13 protein-coding genes are annotated in these 13,086 nt (G+C 67.3%); 9 read left to right on the top strand and 4 right to left on the bottom strand.

Going from position 1 to position 13,086, the window contains the following annotated elements; all coding sequences use genetic code 11:
• The first annotated feature begins 36 nt into the window (after positions 1 to 36).
• The 4 genes from PYV55_RS05940 to PYV55_RS05925 are packed head-to-tail and all read left to right on the top strand — an operon-like array spanning position 37 to position 3,125.
• A complete protein-coding gene (locus PYV55_RS05940) occupies positions 37 to 1,155 on the top strand; it encodes an FAD-dependent oxidoreductase (protein ID WP_275849757.1) in 1,119 nt (372 codons plus the stop codon).
• Positions 1,152 to 1,349: a sulfur carrier protein ThiS gene (gene thiS, locus PYV55_RS05935; protein WP_275849756.1), complete on the top strand. Its 198-nt coding sequence runs from the start codon at positions 1,152 to 1,154 to the stop codon at positions 1,347 to 1,349. Before PYV55_RS05940 ends, thiS begins: the two co-directional genes overlap by 4 nt.
• Positions 1,350 to 1,362: 13 nt before the next feature.
• The gene (locus tag PYV55_RS05930) at positions 1,363 to 2,208 is read left to right on the top strand and encodes a thiazole synthase (RefSeq protein ID WP_275849755.1); all 846 of its coding nucleotides are present in this window, start codon (positions 1,363 to 1,365) and stop codon (positions 2,206 to 2,208) included.
• A complete protein-coding gene (locus PYV55_RS05925; RefSeq protein WP_275849754.1) occupies positions 2,205 to 3,125 on the top strand; it encodes a thiamine phosphate synthase in 921 nt (306 codons plus the stop codon). Before PYV55_RS05930 ends, PYV55_RS05925 begins: the two co-directional genes overlap by 4 nt.
• A 59-nt stretch (positions 3,126 to 3,184) precedes the next feature.
• Here the strand turns inward: PYV55_RS05925 and PYV55_RS05920 are convergent, their stop codons facing one another.
• Positions 3,185 to 5,344, bottom strand: a complete 2,160-nt coding sequence (locus PYV55_RS05920) for a type IV pilus assembly protein FimV (RefSeq protein WP_275849753.1) — start codon at positions 5,342 to 5,344, stop codon at positions 3,185 to 3,187.
• Positions 5,345 to 5,451: 107 nt separating this feature from the next.
• Between PYV55_RS05920 and PYV55_RS05915 the strand changes: the two genes are divergently transcribed.
• From PYV55_RS05915 to PYV55_RS05900, 4 genes are all read left to right on the top strand, one after another.
• Complete coding sequence (locus PYV55_RS05915; RefSeq protein WP_275849752.1) at positions 5,452 to 6,231, top strand: oxepin-CoA hydrolase, alternative type; 780 nt, start codon at positions 5,452 to 5,454, stop codon at positions 6,229 to 6,231.
• 104 nt (positions 6,232 to 6,335) lie between these two features.
• Positions 6,336 to 7,055, top strand: a complete 720-nt coding sequence (locus tag PYV55_RS05910) for a Crp/Fnr family transcriptional regulator (protein WP_275849751.1) — start codon at positions 6,336 to 6,338, stop codon at positions 7,053 to 7,055.
• Between the two features lie 16 nt (positions 7,056 to 7,071).
• Positions 7,072 to 8,169 carry a phosphotransferase gene (locus PYV55_RS05905; protein WP_407066771.1) on the top strand — a complete coding sequence of 366 codons (1,098 nt, stop codon included), beginning with the start codon at positions 7,072 to 7,074 and terminating at the stop codon, positions 8,167 to 8,169.
• 36 nt (positions 8,170 to 8,205) lie between these two features.
• Positions 8,206 to 9,480: an acyl-CoA dehydrogenase family protein gene (locus PYV55_RS05900; RefSeq protein ID WP_275849750.1), complete on the top strand. Its 1,275-nt coding sequence runs from the start codon at positions 8,206 to 8,208 to the stop codon at positions 9,478 to 9,480.
• 33 nt (positions 9,481 to 9,513) lie between these two features.
• Here PYV55_RS05900 and PYV55_RS05895 read toward each other — a convergent pair whose 3' ends face one another.
• The 3 genes from PYV55_RS05895 to PYV55_RS05885 all read right to left on the bottom strand — a co-directional run bounded on the left by PYV55_RS05895 (position 9,514) and on the right by PYV55_RS05885 (position 12,122).
• Complete coding sequence (locus tag PYV55_RS05895; protein ID WP_275849887.1) at positions 9,514 to 10,446, bottom strand: LD-carboxypeptidase; 933 nt, start codon at positions 10,444 to 10,446, stop codon at positions 9,514 to 9,516.
• A gap of 141 nt (positions 10,447 to 10,587) precedes the next feature.
• Positions 10,588 to 11,871, bottom strand: a complete 1,284-nt coding sequence (gene tadA, locus PYV55_RS05890; protein WP_275849749.1) for a tRNA adenosine(34) deaminase TadA — start codon at positions 11,869 to 11,871, stop codon at positions 10,588 to 10,590.
• Between the two features lie 62 nt (positions 11,872 to 11,933).
• Positions 11,934 to 12,122, bottom strand: a complete 189-nt coding sequence (locus PYV55_RS05885; protein ID WP_275849748.1) for a hypothetical protein — start codon at positions 12,120 to 12,122, stop codon at positions 11,934 to 11,936.
• 158 nt (positions 12,123 to 12,280) lie between these two features.
• Between PYV55_RS05885 and PYV55_RS05880 the strand changes: the two genes are divergently transcribed.
• Complete coding sequence (locus tag PYV55_RS05880) at positions 12,281 to 12,964, top strand: glycine zipper 2TM domain-containing protein (protein WP_275849747.1); 684 nt, start codon at positions 12,281 to 12,283, stop codon at positions 12,962 to 12,964.
• The last annotated feature ends 122 nt before the right edge of the window (positions 12,965 to 13,086 follow it).

Below are 13,086 nucleotides of genomic sequence, written 5' to 3'. Positions count from 1 at the left end.
GGCCTTGACCCGTTTCGTCCTCTGCGAGACGAAGCCATGCCATCCTCTTCTTCCATCGTCATTCTGGGCGCGGGCCTCATGGGCCGTTTGCTCGCGGTCGAGCTGGCCCGCGCAGGCCATGCGGTCGAGGTGTTCGACCGCGGCGGCCCGCAGGCCGAACATGCGGCCGCCACCGTGGCCGCCGCCATGCTCGCGCCGCTGGCCGAATCGGCCGTGACCGAGCCCAGCGTGGTGCGCATGGGCCAGTACGCACTCAGACGCTGGCCCGCTTTGCTCGGCGCGCTCGAGCAGCCGGTGTTTTTCCAGCAAAACGGCACCCTCGTGGTCTGGCACCGGCAGGATGCGGCCGAGGCGCAGCGCCTGCGCCGCGTCTTCGACTCCACCCATGCCACCCTCCCGGAACTACCGGCGCCCGAGGCGCTCGACGCGGCGCGGCTCGCGGCAGCGGAGCCAGCGCTCGCCGATCGGTTTGCCCAGGGTCTTTATCTGCCCGGCGAGGGCCAACTCGACAACCGCCAGCTGCTCGCGGCCCTCGCGCAGGAAATGCAGCGTCTGCAAGTGCGCGTCCATTGGCACACGCCGCGCGAAGTGGGCGACTTCGCCCCCGGCACGCCTGGCCAGCCCGATTGGCTGATCGACTGCCGCGGCCTGGGCGCGCGCGCGCAATGGCCGGCGCTGCGCGGCGTGCGCGGCGAAGTGCTGCGCGTGCATGCGCCCGAAGTCACGCTGCAGCGGCCGACGCGGCTCGTGCATCCGCGCTATCCGATCTATATCGCACCCAAGGAGGAGCATTTGTTCGTGATCGGTGCTACGGAGATCGAATCCGAGGACCTTTCGCCCGTGAGCGTGCGCTCGGCCCTGGAGCTGCTCAGCACCGCCTACACCGTGCACAGCGGCTTTGCCGAGGCGCGCATCCTCGAAATCGCCACGCAGTGCCGCCCCACCCTGCCGGACAACCTGCCCGCGATCCGCTGCAGCGCCCCGCGGCTGCTCGAAGTCAACGGCCTGTACCGCCACGGCTACATGATCGCGCCGGCCGTGCTCGACGCCGCGCTCGAATGGCTGCACACGGGGGCATCGCCGCTCGCCGAGCGCCTGGGCCTGCACATCGTGCACACTGCCACCCCTGCCCGTGCTGCTTTCGCGACACCATGAACGTCCTCATCAACCGCATTCCGCACACCCTGCCCGAAGGGGCCACTGTGGCCGACGCCATTGCGACCATTGCCGCGCGTGCTCCTTTTGCCGTAGCTGTCAACACCCGTTTCGTGCCTCAGTCGCGCTATGCCGAGCAGCGCTTGCAGCCAGGCGACGAGGTCGAGATCATTGCGCCCGTGACGGGCGGCTGAAATGCTGCAAACCATGACCCCAGCCGACGCGCCACCCACCCCCAACTCCATCCTGGCACCCGCCGACGCCGCTGCAGATGCCCTCGTACTGTATGGCGAATCGTTCGCCAGCCGGCTGCTGCTGGGCACGGCGCGCTATCCTTCTCCTAGCGTTCTCGAGGCCGCAGTGCGGCGCGCGCGCCCGGCCATGCTCACGGCCTCCCTGCGGCGCCAGGGCAGCCAGGCGGCCGAGACCGGGCGCGGCTTTTGGGAGTTGCTGCGCGCGCTGCAGGTGCCCGTGCTGCCCAACACGGCCGGCTGCCACAGCGTGCAGGAGGCCATCACCACGGCGCAGATGGCGCGCGAGGTGTTCGACACGCCCTGGATCAAGCTCGAACTCATTGGTGACGACTACACCTTGCAGCCCGACACGTTGCACCTGGTCGATGCCGCCGCGCAGCTGATCCGCGACGGCTTCAAGGTGCTGCCCTATTGCACCGAAGACCTGGTGCTGTGCCAGCGCCTCGTCGATGTGGGCTGCGCGGCCGTCATGCCCTGGGCTGCGCCCATAGGCACCGGCCGCGGCCCCGTGAATCCTTATGCGCTGCAATTGCTGCGCGAGCGCCTCTCGGTGCCCTTGCTCGTCGATGCGGGTCTGGGCCGCCCGTCGCACGCCTGCCAGGTCATGGAGTGGGGCTACGACGGCGTGCTGCTCAACACCGCCGTGGCACTGGCGCAAGACCCGGTCGCGATGGCCGGGGCGTTTGCCGACGCGGTGCGGGCCGGGCGCAACGCTTACCTGGCCGGCACCATGGCCGAGCAAGCATCTGCGCAACCCAGCACCCCGGTGCTCGGCACCCCTTTTTGGCACCAGACATGAGCACCACCCCAGACGACATCGACCGCATGGCGCAAGACATCGTGCGCCACCACGCCACGACCTTTGCCGGCTTTGCCCCCCAGCCAACGCCTGCTTCCGACACGCAGGAGCCGGTTTATCAAGCAGCCTTGCAGGCCTGCAGCACACTCGGCTTCATCGCTGCCGACGCGCTTTGCCTTGCCCGCGCCTGGCAGGCGCGCACGCAGCGCACCGGCCAGTTCAGCGCCGCCGACTGGCCCGACGACCCGCGCGACTTCGGCCTGCGCCTGCGCAACGGGCCTCACGTCTTTGCCGCCTGCCCCATGCAACTGGGCCTGTACGCCGTGCTGCCCGACGCCACCTGGGTGCAGCGCATGGCGCATGCAGGCGTGCCCACGGTGCAATTGCGCTTCAAGTCCAGCGACCCAGCGGCGATCGCGCGTGAAGTCGCTGCTGCCGTGCAGGCCGTGCGCGGCACGCCGGCGCGGCTCTTCATCAACGACCATTGGCGCGCCGCGATCGAGGCTGGTGCCTACGGCGTGCACCTGGGGCAGGAAGACCTGGATGCGCTGCAGCTCGAAGATTTGCAAACGCTGCGCGCAAGCGGCATGCGCCTGGGCGTGAGCACCCACGGCTACGCCGAGATGCTGCGCGCCGACGCGCTAGGGCCGAGCTACATCGCACTCGGCGCGGTGTTTCCAACCACGCTCAAGGCCATGGCCACCGCGCCGCAGGGGCTGGGGCGCCTCGCAGCCTATGCCCGGCTGCTGAAAAGCTATCCGCTCGTGGCCATTGGCGGCATCGGTGCCGAACAGTTCGCGCCGGTGCTCGCGACCGGCGTAGGCGCTATCGCCGTGGTACGCGCGCTGCTCAACGCCGCCGATCTTGATGCGGAGGCACAGAAATTGATGGAGCTGATGGCGGCAGCACTGCGCTGAAAGACGCTGCTGCGGACAGGGGGCAGAAAAGTCGCACCGCCAAGCCGCGCGCACGCCCGTTACTTTGATTTCGGGCCGTCCTTGTCCCGGCTCCATTCGACCCGCGCCTCGAACTTGTCACTGGCCGCGCCAAACCCTACGGGCTGGTCAGGATGCGGCGGCGCCGTCACGGGAACGGGCGGCAGGTCACTGCGCGTCACGGGCGGCAGATCGGACAGGTCCAGGTCGAGATCGGGCCCAGTCCCCTTGGATCGGGCCGGCTGCGCAGCCATGGCACCAAAATCGAAATCGATGTCCAACGGGGCCGCGGCTTTTTGCACGGAAGCGGCCGCTGGCTTGGCCATGGACTCAGCGCCGGCGCCCTGCGACCGAGGAGCTTCTTGCGCGGCCGGAGACTTCGGCGCCGGCGAGGAAGCTGTTTTTGCCTTTGGTTTGGCTGCCGTGCGCGCGCTCGGGGGCGTCGTCTGCACGATGGAGAGCAGAAGCAGCAAGTCATCAAAAGCTGCCAGGTCAAAGGGCTCCGCACCCGTCCCGCCGTCGCGCTCGAACAAGTAGTGCTCGAGCAAACCTTCCACATCTGGCGTGGCCCACGCAGCCTCGATCGATTCCAGCGCCTGCGGATAGTGCTCCAGATTTTTGCCAGGGCGACCAAACTCTTTGAAACCGGGCACGCTCGCGTTGAAGTAACGCTGAAACTGCGCGCGCAAGCGCTCGAAATCTTCTGCGCGGCCAAGCACATGGTAGAGCTGCAAAAGCTCCAGGTACGCCAACGGAGAGGTCTCCTCGTGCTCGGCGATGTGCTTTTTCAGCACATCAACGGCCTGCTCGTGCTCGCCCACCGAAATGAAGAATTCGGCCTGCTGCTGCACATCGAAAAGCTCCTCGGGGTGAACGATATGCGCCGCCGTATGCCCAGACGAAAACTCCAACGAAAAATCTATGGGAACCGTCAAAGGCCCTGTACGCGATTCCACATCCTGCCTTTGGGACATGTCCAAAAGCTGGGGCGCAAGAGGGGCAGCATGCTCTTTTGCTGCAGAAGGCACGACTTCTTGTGCATCCTGGCTGCCGTGCACCGAAAGCGGCATGGCCCCTTGCACTGCAGCCTTGTCGGCGGCACCACTGCGCCCCCCCGCAGCGACTGCATCGCGCCAGGACTCTACCGCGCGTTTGGCCTCTTGCCGCGCCCGCTGCCAGAACCAAGTCAAAGTCAGCACCGCCGCCGCCAGCAAGCCCAGCAACGCATAGACCCACGCGGCCGCAAAACGCTCTTTTTCCATGGCGTCGAGCCGCCGCTGGAGCTGGGCCACACCGGTCTGCTGCTCCGCGGAGCGAGCGCGCAAGGTGGCGAGTTCGGCCTCGAGGGCATGCATGCGCTCGGCGTCGCTTTGCACGCCCGCGCCGGAAGCGTTCAGCGCCTTCCAGCTCGCTGCTGCCTCTGCCCGTTGCGGCGTGGACGCCAGCGGCGGCGCAGACGCCAGTTCGGGCGAAGAGCGCAAGGCCGCAGGAGCGTCTGCCCCCAGCCCTGCCCCCAAACCATCGAGCGGCTCCATCACCAGACGCGAGCGCGCAGGCGGTGCAGTGACTGGTGCCGAGGCGACAGGGCGTGCCTGCGCGGCAGCCTTGGGTGCCTGCGGGGGTGGGCGCTCCCGAACTCTGACGGGGCGCGCCGCCGGCCGGGCTGCAGGGCGTGTTCTGGGTTTGGCGCTGGGGATGGAGCCGTCGGCAGGAGACGAACGCGCGCCGGCGGCACCTGCCGCAGTGCTTGCCAGTAGACCCGCTTCACGACCATCAGCCTGGGACTGTGGTGGCGCGATCCGTGCAATATCCACGGGCGCCGAAGAACTCGCCCCCACGGGCAGATCCGCCAAAAAGGTGTACGTGCGCGACACCTTGCCAGAACAACCGGCCGAGAGCTTGACCTGAACCACGGGCTCATCCACGGCAATGGAGGCGCGCACCCGTACCGCCGCCGCACGTCCTGGCATTTCGGGCAAGGGCAAAACCCGAACTTTCTCGTTTGCTGTGGGCACATCACCGACAAGCAATTCGGCCGTGACGCACGAGGACGCCACACTGGTGCCCGGATCCGGCTCCACTTCGAAAACCAGATCGACGGGCGCACCCAACAGCACGGTACCCTTGGCTGGCCCCAGCGAAAGGGCCGCAGCGCTGCCTGCCAGCAGTATTCCGCCCACTCCCACAATGGTGTAACGCATTTTCACGTGAGTTTCATTTTCTTTGCGCGGATTCTGGCACACAAATACTTTGGCACAGGCTCGCCATAATCATGTGGCGAAAAAACCATGCCCATAGGAGACCCGCCATGCCCGCAGAACTTTGGAGCCGCAGCCAGGGACAGACCTTGATTCTGACTATACACAACCCCGAATCGCGCAACGCGATCGAGCCGGCCATCTACGCCGCAGGCATAGAAGCCCTGAACGTCGCCGAGCGCAGCCCCGAAGTGCGCAGCGTGCTCATCGCCGGTTCTGATGGCATGTTCTGCGCGGGCGGGAATTTGCGCCGGCTGCTCGCCCAGCGCCAGACCACGCCCGAAGTGCAGGCGCAGGGCATAGAAGGGCTGCACCAGTGGATCAGCACCATACGCGCCTACCCCAAGCCCATCATCGCCGCAGTCGAAGGCGCTGCCGCGGGCGCGGGGTTCTCGCTCGCCCTGGCGTGCGACCTGATCGTCGCCGCGCGCAATGCGGTGTTCGTGATGGCCTACAGCAACGTCGCCCTGTCGCCCGACGGCGGCGCGAGCTGGAGCCTTGCGCACGCCTTGCCGCGCCAGCTCGCGAGCGAACTGCTGCTGTGCGGCGCACGCATCACCCCCGAACGCTTGCATGCGCTCGGCGTCGTGAACCGCCTGAGCGAGCCGGGTGGCGCACTCGCGGATGCCCTGGCGCTGGCCGAAGAGCTCAATGCCCGCGCGCCCAACGTGCTCGCAAGCTGCAAGGAACTGCTCACCGAAGCGCCGTTCACCCCGCTGGCCGCGCAGCTCGACCTCGAACGCGCACATTTCCTGAAAAACCTGCACCACCCGAATGCGGGCACGGGCATTTCAGCCTTTCTCGAAAAGCGCCAGCCGCAGTACGAGTGAACACCGGTGCGAACGCGCCGTGCCGCCAGCGTTCGCGCACGCAGGCCGCAAAGGGTCACCTTCGCGACAGCACCACCAGCCGTAAGTCACCCACAAGACAGACTATGGACGAGCCGATTCTTACCATCGAGGAACGAGAGGCGATCAATTCCGGTCGCTGGTTTTCCTCGCTTTCCCCTTCGCTGCGCCACGACATACTCCGATGCGCCTACGTCAAACGCTTCCAGGACGGCGGCTTGATTGCCGCGCGCGGCGATCCGCCCCACGAGTGGATCGCCTGCGCGCGCGGCGCCGTGCGCGTGAGCTCGACCTCGCTTTCGGGCAAGCAGATCACGCTGACGTATGTGGAGCCGGGCATCTGGTTTGGCGACGTGGCGATCTTCGACGGCGACCAGCGCACGCACGACGCCTACGCGCACGGCGACACCACCATCCTGTGCGTGGCCAAGGCCGATTTCAAAAAGATTCTGGCCGCGCACGTGGAGTTCTACGAAGCCATGCTGCGCCTGCACGCGCGCCGCATCCGCCAGCTCTACGGTCTGGTGGAAGACCTCAACACCTTGCCCCTGCGTGCGCGCCTGGCCAAGCAGCTTTTGCACCTGGTGCGCAGCTACGGCATCCCCAGCCTTGCGGACGGCAGCGAGATGCGCATCGGCCTGCAGCTCGCGCAGGAAGAACTCGCGCAGCTGCTCGGCGCCTCGCGCCAGCGCGTGAACCAGGAGCTCAAGGGCATGGAACGCGAGCACATCATCCGCATCGAGCCGGGCGGGCTGGTGGTGCGCGACCGCGCGGCGCTGATGCAGATCGCCGAATCGATCCAATGAAACCATCACACCCACCATGGAGACAGCCTTGAGCCAATACGAGCCATTTGTCGGCACGCGCCCCGTCGCGCCCCAGCACAGTTTCGACGTGGCTGCGCTCAGCGCCTGGCTGAGCGCGCACCTCGAAGGCTTTCGTGGCCCCGTGCAGGTCGAAATGTTCAAAGGCGGGCAGTCGAACCCCACCTACAAGCTGGTGACGCCCACGCAAAGCTATGTGATGCGCGCCAAACCCGGGCCCGTGGCCAAGCTGCTGCCCTCGGCGCACGCGATCGAGCGCGAGTTCGCCGTGATGCGCGGCCTCTACGGCACCGACGTGCCCGTGCCGCGCATGTACGTGCTGTGCGAGGACGAGTCCGTCATCGGCCGCGCTTTTTACGTGATGGAATACATGCAGGGCCGCGTGCTGTGGGATCAGTCGCTGCCGGGCATGAAGCCCGCCGAGCGCGGCGCCATCTACGACGCAATGAACCGCGTGATCGCAGCCCTGCACACCGCGCCCTACGCCGAGCGCGGCCTGGCGAACTTCGGCAAGCCCGGCAATTACTTCGAGCGTCAGATCAGCCGCTGGAGCAAGCAATACCAGGCCTCGATCACTACGCCCATCCCCGAGATGGACCGCCTCATGGAGTGGCTGCCCGCGCACATGCCGGCGAGCGCGCGCGACGACAGCCACGTCTGCATCGTGCACGGCGACTACCGGCTCGACAACCTCATGTTCCACCCTAACGAGGCGCGCGTGATCGCGGTGCTCGACTGGGAGCTTTCCACGCTCGGCCATCCGCTGGCCGACTTCAGCTACCACTGCATGTCTTGGAACATCCCGGCCAACCTGTTTCGTGGCATCGGTGGGCTGGACCTCGCAAGTCTGGGCATTCCAAGCGAAGACGAATACATCCGCCGCTACTGCGAGCGCACGCGCATCACCACGCCCGAGGCGCTGCGCGCCGACTGGAACTTCTACATGGCCTACAACATGTTCCGCATCGCCGCGATCCTGCAGGGCATCGCCAAGCGCGCCGAAAGCGGCACCGCGTCCAGCGACCAGGCCAAGGCCTCGGGCGCGGGCGCACGTCCCATGGCCGAACTCGCCTGGTCTTTCGCGCAGCGCGGCTGACGCCTCGGTTGTCACTTTTTTCACTGGAGACCCACCATGGACTTTGACTATTCCCCAAAAACCAAGGAATTGCGCGCCAAGCTGCTGCAGTTCATGGACGATTACATCTACCCCGCCGAAAAGGATTGCGCCGCAGAACTCGCGGCCAACACCGCGGCAGGCAAGCGCTGGACGCCGCTGCAAACCATAGAAAAGCTCAAAACCAAGGCGCAGGCCGCCGGTTTGTGGAACCTGTTTCTACCCGTCGATACCGCCGAAGTCTCCGGCTACCGTGGCGCAGGGCTCACCAATTCCGAATACGCGCCGCTGGCCGAAATCATGGGGCGCGTGCCCTGGGCGAGCGAAGTCTTCAACTGCTCTGCGCCCGACACCGGCAACATGGAAACCATTGCGCGCTACGGCGACGCGGCCGCGAAAGAGCGCTGGCTCAAGCCGCTGCTCGAAGGCAAGATCCGCTCGGCCTTCGCGATGACCGAGCCCGCCGTGGCCTCGAGCGACGCAACGAACGTCGAGACGCGCATCGAGCGCCAGGGCGACGAATACGTGATCAACGGGCGCAAGTGGTGGATTTCGGGCGCGTCCGACCCGCGCTGCGCGGTGTTCATCACCATGGGCAAGACCAACCCCGATGCCCCCAAGCACTCGCAGCAAAGCATGATCCTCGTGCCTGCCGACGCGCCCGGGCTCAAAATTTTGCGCCCGCTCAACGTGTTCGGCTACGACGACGCGCCGCACGGCCATGTCGAGATGGTGTTCGACAAGGTGCGCGTGCCGGCGTCCAACATTCTGCTCGGCGAGGGTCGCGGCTTCGAGATCGCGCAGGGGCGCCTGGGGCCGGGGCGCATCCACCACTGCATGCGCCTGATCGGCCTGGCCGAGCGCGCACTCGAGCTGATGTGCAAGCGCACGAGTTCGCGCATGGCTTTCGGCAAGCTGGTGTCGCAGCAAACCGTGACGCAAGAGCGCATCGCCGAGGCGCGCTGCAAGATCGACATGGCGCGGCTGCTCACGCTCAAGACCGCGTGGCTCATGGACGTGGCGGGCAACAAGGTGGCCAAGACCGAAATCGCGATGATCAAGGTCGTGGCGCCCAACATGGCCTGCCAGGTGATCGACTGGGCGATCCAGGCGCACGGCGCCGGCGGGCTGTGCGACGACTTCCCGCTCGCCTATGCGCACTCCACGGCGCGCACGCTGCGCTTTGCCGACGGCCCCGACGAGGTGCACCGCAACGCGATCGCCAAGTGGGAGCTGGGCAAGTACGCGCCCGCCCTGCGCGACACGCCGCCGCCCGTCACGCGCGGCTGTTGATAGCACGCTCCGAAGCGCGGGGGCCGTCGTCGCTCAGATATGCCCCCAATACAGCAAGGCATCGCGCCCTTCGACGGACAGCGTGACCTTGGCGCCCACGGGCAGCAGCACTTTGGTCGGCACATGGCCGAACGGCAGGCCCGTGAGCACGGGCACGTCGATGCGGCTGCGCAGCCCATCGACCACCGACTGCAGCTTGTAGCCCTTGTCGTGCGGCGCGAGCTTGTAGCCCGTGAACTGGCCCAGCAGCACGGCCTTTTGCCGCGCCAGCACGCCCGCGTAGAGCAGCTGCGTGAGCAGGCGCTCGATGCGGTACGGGTGCTCGTTCACGTCCTCGAGGAACAGAATGCCGCCCTGCACCTGCGGGAAATACGGCGTGCCCACGAGCGACGCGAGCACGGCCAGATTGCCGCCCCACAGCACGGCGTCTTCCACGAGCAGTTCCGCATCGTGCGCCTGCGCCGCCGCCGTGGCGGCTGCCGCACCGCGCTCGCGCGGCAGGCGCCAGCCCGCGCCCTCGCCCTGGCCTTGCAGCAGGTCGTCGAAGCAGGCAAGCATGATCTCGTCGGGCTCACCTGCCACGCCAAAGTCCGCCGTGAGCGCCGGGCCGGCCCAGCTCACGGCGCCGGTCTGCGCCAGCAGCGCGCTTTGCAAGGCCGTGAAGTCGCTCATGCCAACGAAGCGCGTGCCGCGCGCCACGGCCTGCGCCACTTCGGCGTAGCGTATGCCGGGCAGGATGCGCGTGAGGCCATAGCCGCCGCGTGCGATCAAGGCCACATCGGCACCGCTGGCTGCGGCGCGGTGCAGCGCGGCCAGGCGCGTGGCGTCGTCGCCGGCAAAGCGCGTGTCGCGCGCGAGCGCGTCGGGATCGACCTCGACCGCGTGGCCGAGCGCACGCAGGCGCGCGACGCCGCGCCGGAACGCCGCCTTGTCATTCACCGCGCTCGAAGGCGCATAGATGTAGATGTGGCGTGCACCGGGAACATGCGCGTCGTGGTCATGCGGCGCATGCTCGGCAGTGCGGGTGGCGACGTGGGCGGCGTTGGAATGGGAGGAATGCGCGGGAGACAAAACGCTCGGCCCCGGCGGGCCGCTCCATGGAAAAGATCAGGCGGCGAAGTATTCCACAGCCTGCGCAGCCAAGGCGGCGCCGGGCTCGAAAGCGCTTGGAAGGCACAGCACCCGCTGTTGCGGCAGTGCGCCCTTGCAGGCATCAGCGGCAGCAGCGGGCAGGTGCTCATTGCGCCAGGCGCGCAGCGCCGCGCAGTAGCCGCGATCGGGAAACGGCGCGTCGTATGCGGCCCCATCCTCAGCTGCTGCCGCGCTCGCAGTTTGGGCGTACGCATCGGGTGCGACGTCACCCGACGCAGGTTTTACATGGCGGGCCAGCCAGCGGCCCGGCGCCGCCGCGGGCAACTTGTCGCCCCAGCTTCCCTGCAAAACCAGCACGCCCTCGAAGCGTCCGGGCAGCGCCTCGAGCAATTCCGGCCCCAGCCAAGCCGCCGTGCCGTGCAGCACCAACACGGCCCGTGTGATGTCCAGCCGCTCCACCAGCTCCTGCAGTACCTGGCGATGCCACGGCAAGGTGTGCAGTTGCTCCTTCTTGGGCTTGTCGCTTTTGCCAAAACCGATCAGGTCGGGCGCGAGCACGCGCTCGCCCGTGGCCAGGAACACCGGGATCATGTGGCGGTACAGGTAGCTCCAGCCGGGGCTGCCGTGCAGACACAGCCAGGTGCGCGCCGCTGCGGGGCTGGCTTGCGGCCCGAGGTCGAGGTAGTGCAAGCGCAGGCCGCCCAGCGCGGGCAGGTCGCTGACATAGCGCGGCGCCCACGGGTAAGCGGGCAGATTGGCAAAGCGCTCGGGTGGCGTGCGCAAGGCATCGTCGCGCAAAGGGTGCGCGGCCACAAACTGGGCGCGCTGCTGGCTGCGCCGCGCCGCGAAAAAACCGCGCAAAAGCGCTGCGCATTCCTGCGCGAGCACGCCGCCTTGCAGCTGCGTTTGGTGGTTGAGTGCGGGTTGGGCAAACAGGTTCAGCACCGAGCCGGCGGCACCGGTCTTGGGGTCGGCGGCGCCAAACACCACGCGGGCCAGGCGCGCGTGCAGCATCGCGCCGCTGCACATCGCGCAAGGCTCGAGCGTGACGTAGAGCGTGCAGCCCTCGAGCCGGTAGTTGCCCAGGCGCTGCGCCGCGGCGCGCAGGGCGACGATCTCGGCGTGCGCCGTCGGATCGTGCGCGGTGATGGGCGCATTGCGCCCCGTGGCGATCAGCGCGCCCTCCTTGACCACGACGGCCCCCACCGGCACCTCGCCCGCCTGCGCCGCCGCCTGCGCCTGCGCCAGCGCGAGGCGCATCCAGTGCGCATCCTGCGCACGCATGTCGAATGCTCCCATATCAGTAGCTTCCAACGCTTTAAAAATAAGGGGAAAATGTCAATTTGGCTATGATTTTCAGGTCAACGGGCGTCCTCCGGCATGGGCCGGGGCTGTATCAGTTCCTGCACCTGCTGCTGCACTTGCCGCTCCACTTGGCGCGGCGTCTGCGCTGCAGCGCTCGGCTGCGGCGCAGACGCAGACTGGGCCGCTGGCGATGGCCCCCGCAGCGCGGCAAACTGCTGGCGTGCCAGCAAGGCCACCAAAGCCATCGCGACGAGCAGTGCCAGTAAAGTAAAAACACTTCGCATCTTTTCGACACCCCAAAAAACATTACCAGATTGCTACAACAGCCCCCATGTATCTTGACAAGGCTGTGTCAGCCTTTGCGGCACGTGCTGCGTTAAGCAGCTACCCTCAGGAGTTTTTCATGCGCAACATCGCGATTCTTTCCGCTCTGGCCCTCATGGGCACAGTGGCCGCGGCCCAAGAGCAAGCCCGGGTGATCTCCTCCACCCCCGTCATTCAGCAGGTGGCCATCCCGCAGCAGGTGTGCCGCAACGAAACCATCTACAACGGCAACAGCCAACCCTCGGGCGCGGGCGCAGTGCTCGGCGCGCTCGCGGGCGGTGCCGCTGGCAACACCATTGGCAACGGCAGCGGACGCGCCGCGGCCACGGCGGTGGGCATCATAGGCGGCGCGCTGCTCGGCAACACCGTGGAAGGCAATGCCCATCCGGCGCAGCAGAACGTGCAGCGCTGCACCACCGAAACCCGCTACGAAAACCGCACCCTAGGCTACGACGTGGTCTATGAATACGCCGGACGCCGCTACACCACGCGCACGCCCACGGACCCCGGCCCCACCATTCCCGTCATGGTCCAGCCGGTGATCAACACGCCCCCGCCGGCCAACTACCCCGCGCCGACACAGCAGGCGCCCAGCTACTACCCTCCGGCCTCCGGTCCGCAAGAGACGTACACGCCCGCCCCCTTGTCTTACTACCAGCCTTATTCCCCGTCGTGGACGCCGTGGTATGCGGCCATGCCCGCCATCTCGCTGCAGTTGGGCTATGCCAACATCCGCTCGGGCGGGCACTGGCACCGGCACTGAGAGGCTGAGCTGCACATGGCGGAATAAAACGCCGCCCGCGTTCCCGCCCACGCCCTACCACCAAAGCGCGCAACGGCCGTGCGCACGCCCTGGCAGCGAGCCTTGGCTTGCAGCCGTGGCTG

This window comes from Extensimonas soli, assembly GCF_029211265.1.
Taxonomy (GTDB): Bacteria; Pseudomonadota; Gammaproteobacteria; order Burkholderiales; family Burkholderiaceae_C; genus Extensimonas; species Extensimonas soli.
The sequence above is the reverse complement of the archived record's forward strand: the minus strand, read 5'-3'. Positions and strand labels throughout refer to the sequence as shown.

Coding starts and splice junctions, on each gene's coding strand:
- PYV55_RS05940 (WP_275849757.1), top strand. CDS start 37: ATGCCATCCTCTTCTTCCATCGTCATTCTGGGCGCGGGCCTCATGGGC.
- thiS (WP_275849756.1), top strand. CDS start 1,152: ATGAACGTCCTCATCAACCGCATTCCGCACACCCTGCCCGAAGGGGCC.
- PYV55_RS05930 (WP_275849755.1), top strand. CDS start 1,363: ATGACCCCAGCCGACGCGCCACCCACCCCCAACTCCATCCTGGCACCC.
- PYV55_RS05925 (WP_275849754.1), top strand. CDS start 2,205: ATGAGCACCACCCCAGACGACATCGACCGCATGGCGCAAGACATCGTG.
- PYV55_RS05920 (WP_275849753.1), bottom strand. CDS start 5,344: ATGCGTTACACCATTGTGGGAGTGGGCGGAATACTGCTGGCAGGCAGC.
- PYV55_RS05915 (WP_275849752.1), top strand. CDS start 5,452: ATGCCCGCAGAACTTTGGAGCCGCAGCCAGGGACAGACCTTGATTCTG.
- PYV55_RS05910 (WP_275849751.1), top strand. CDS start 6,336: ATGGACGAGCCGATTCTTACCATCGAGGAACGAGAGGCGATCAATTCC.
- PYV55_RS05905 (WP_407066771.1), top strand. CDS start 7,072: ATGGAGACAGCCTTGAGCCAATACGAGCCATTTGTCGGCACGCGCCCC.
- PYV55_RS05900 (WP_275849750.1), top strand. CDS start 8,206: ATGGACTTTGACTATTCCCCAAAAACCAAGGAATTGCGCGCCAAGCTG.
- tadA (WP_275849749.1), bottom strand. CDS start 11,871: ATGGGAGCATTCGACATGCGTGCGCAGGATGCGCACTGGATGCGCCTC.
- PYV55_RS05885 (WP_275849748.1), bottom strand. CDS start 12,122: ATGGCTTTGGTGGCCTTGCTGGCACGCCAGCAGTTTGCCGCGCTGCGG.
- PYV55_RS05880 (WP_275849747.1), top strand. CDS start 12,281: ATGCGCAACATCGCGATTCTTTCCGCTCTGGCCCTCATGGGCACAGTG.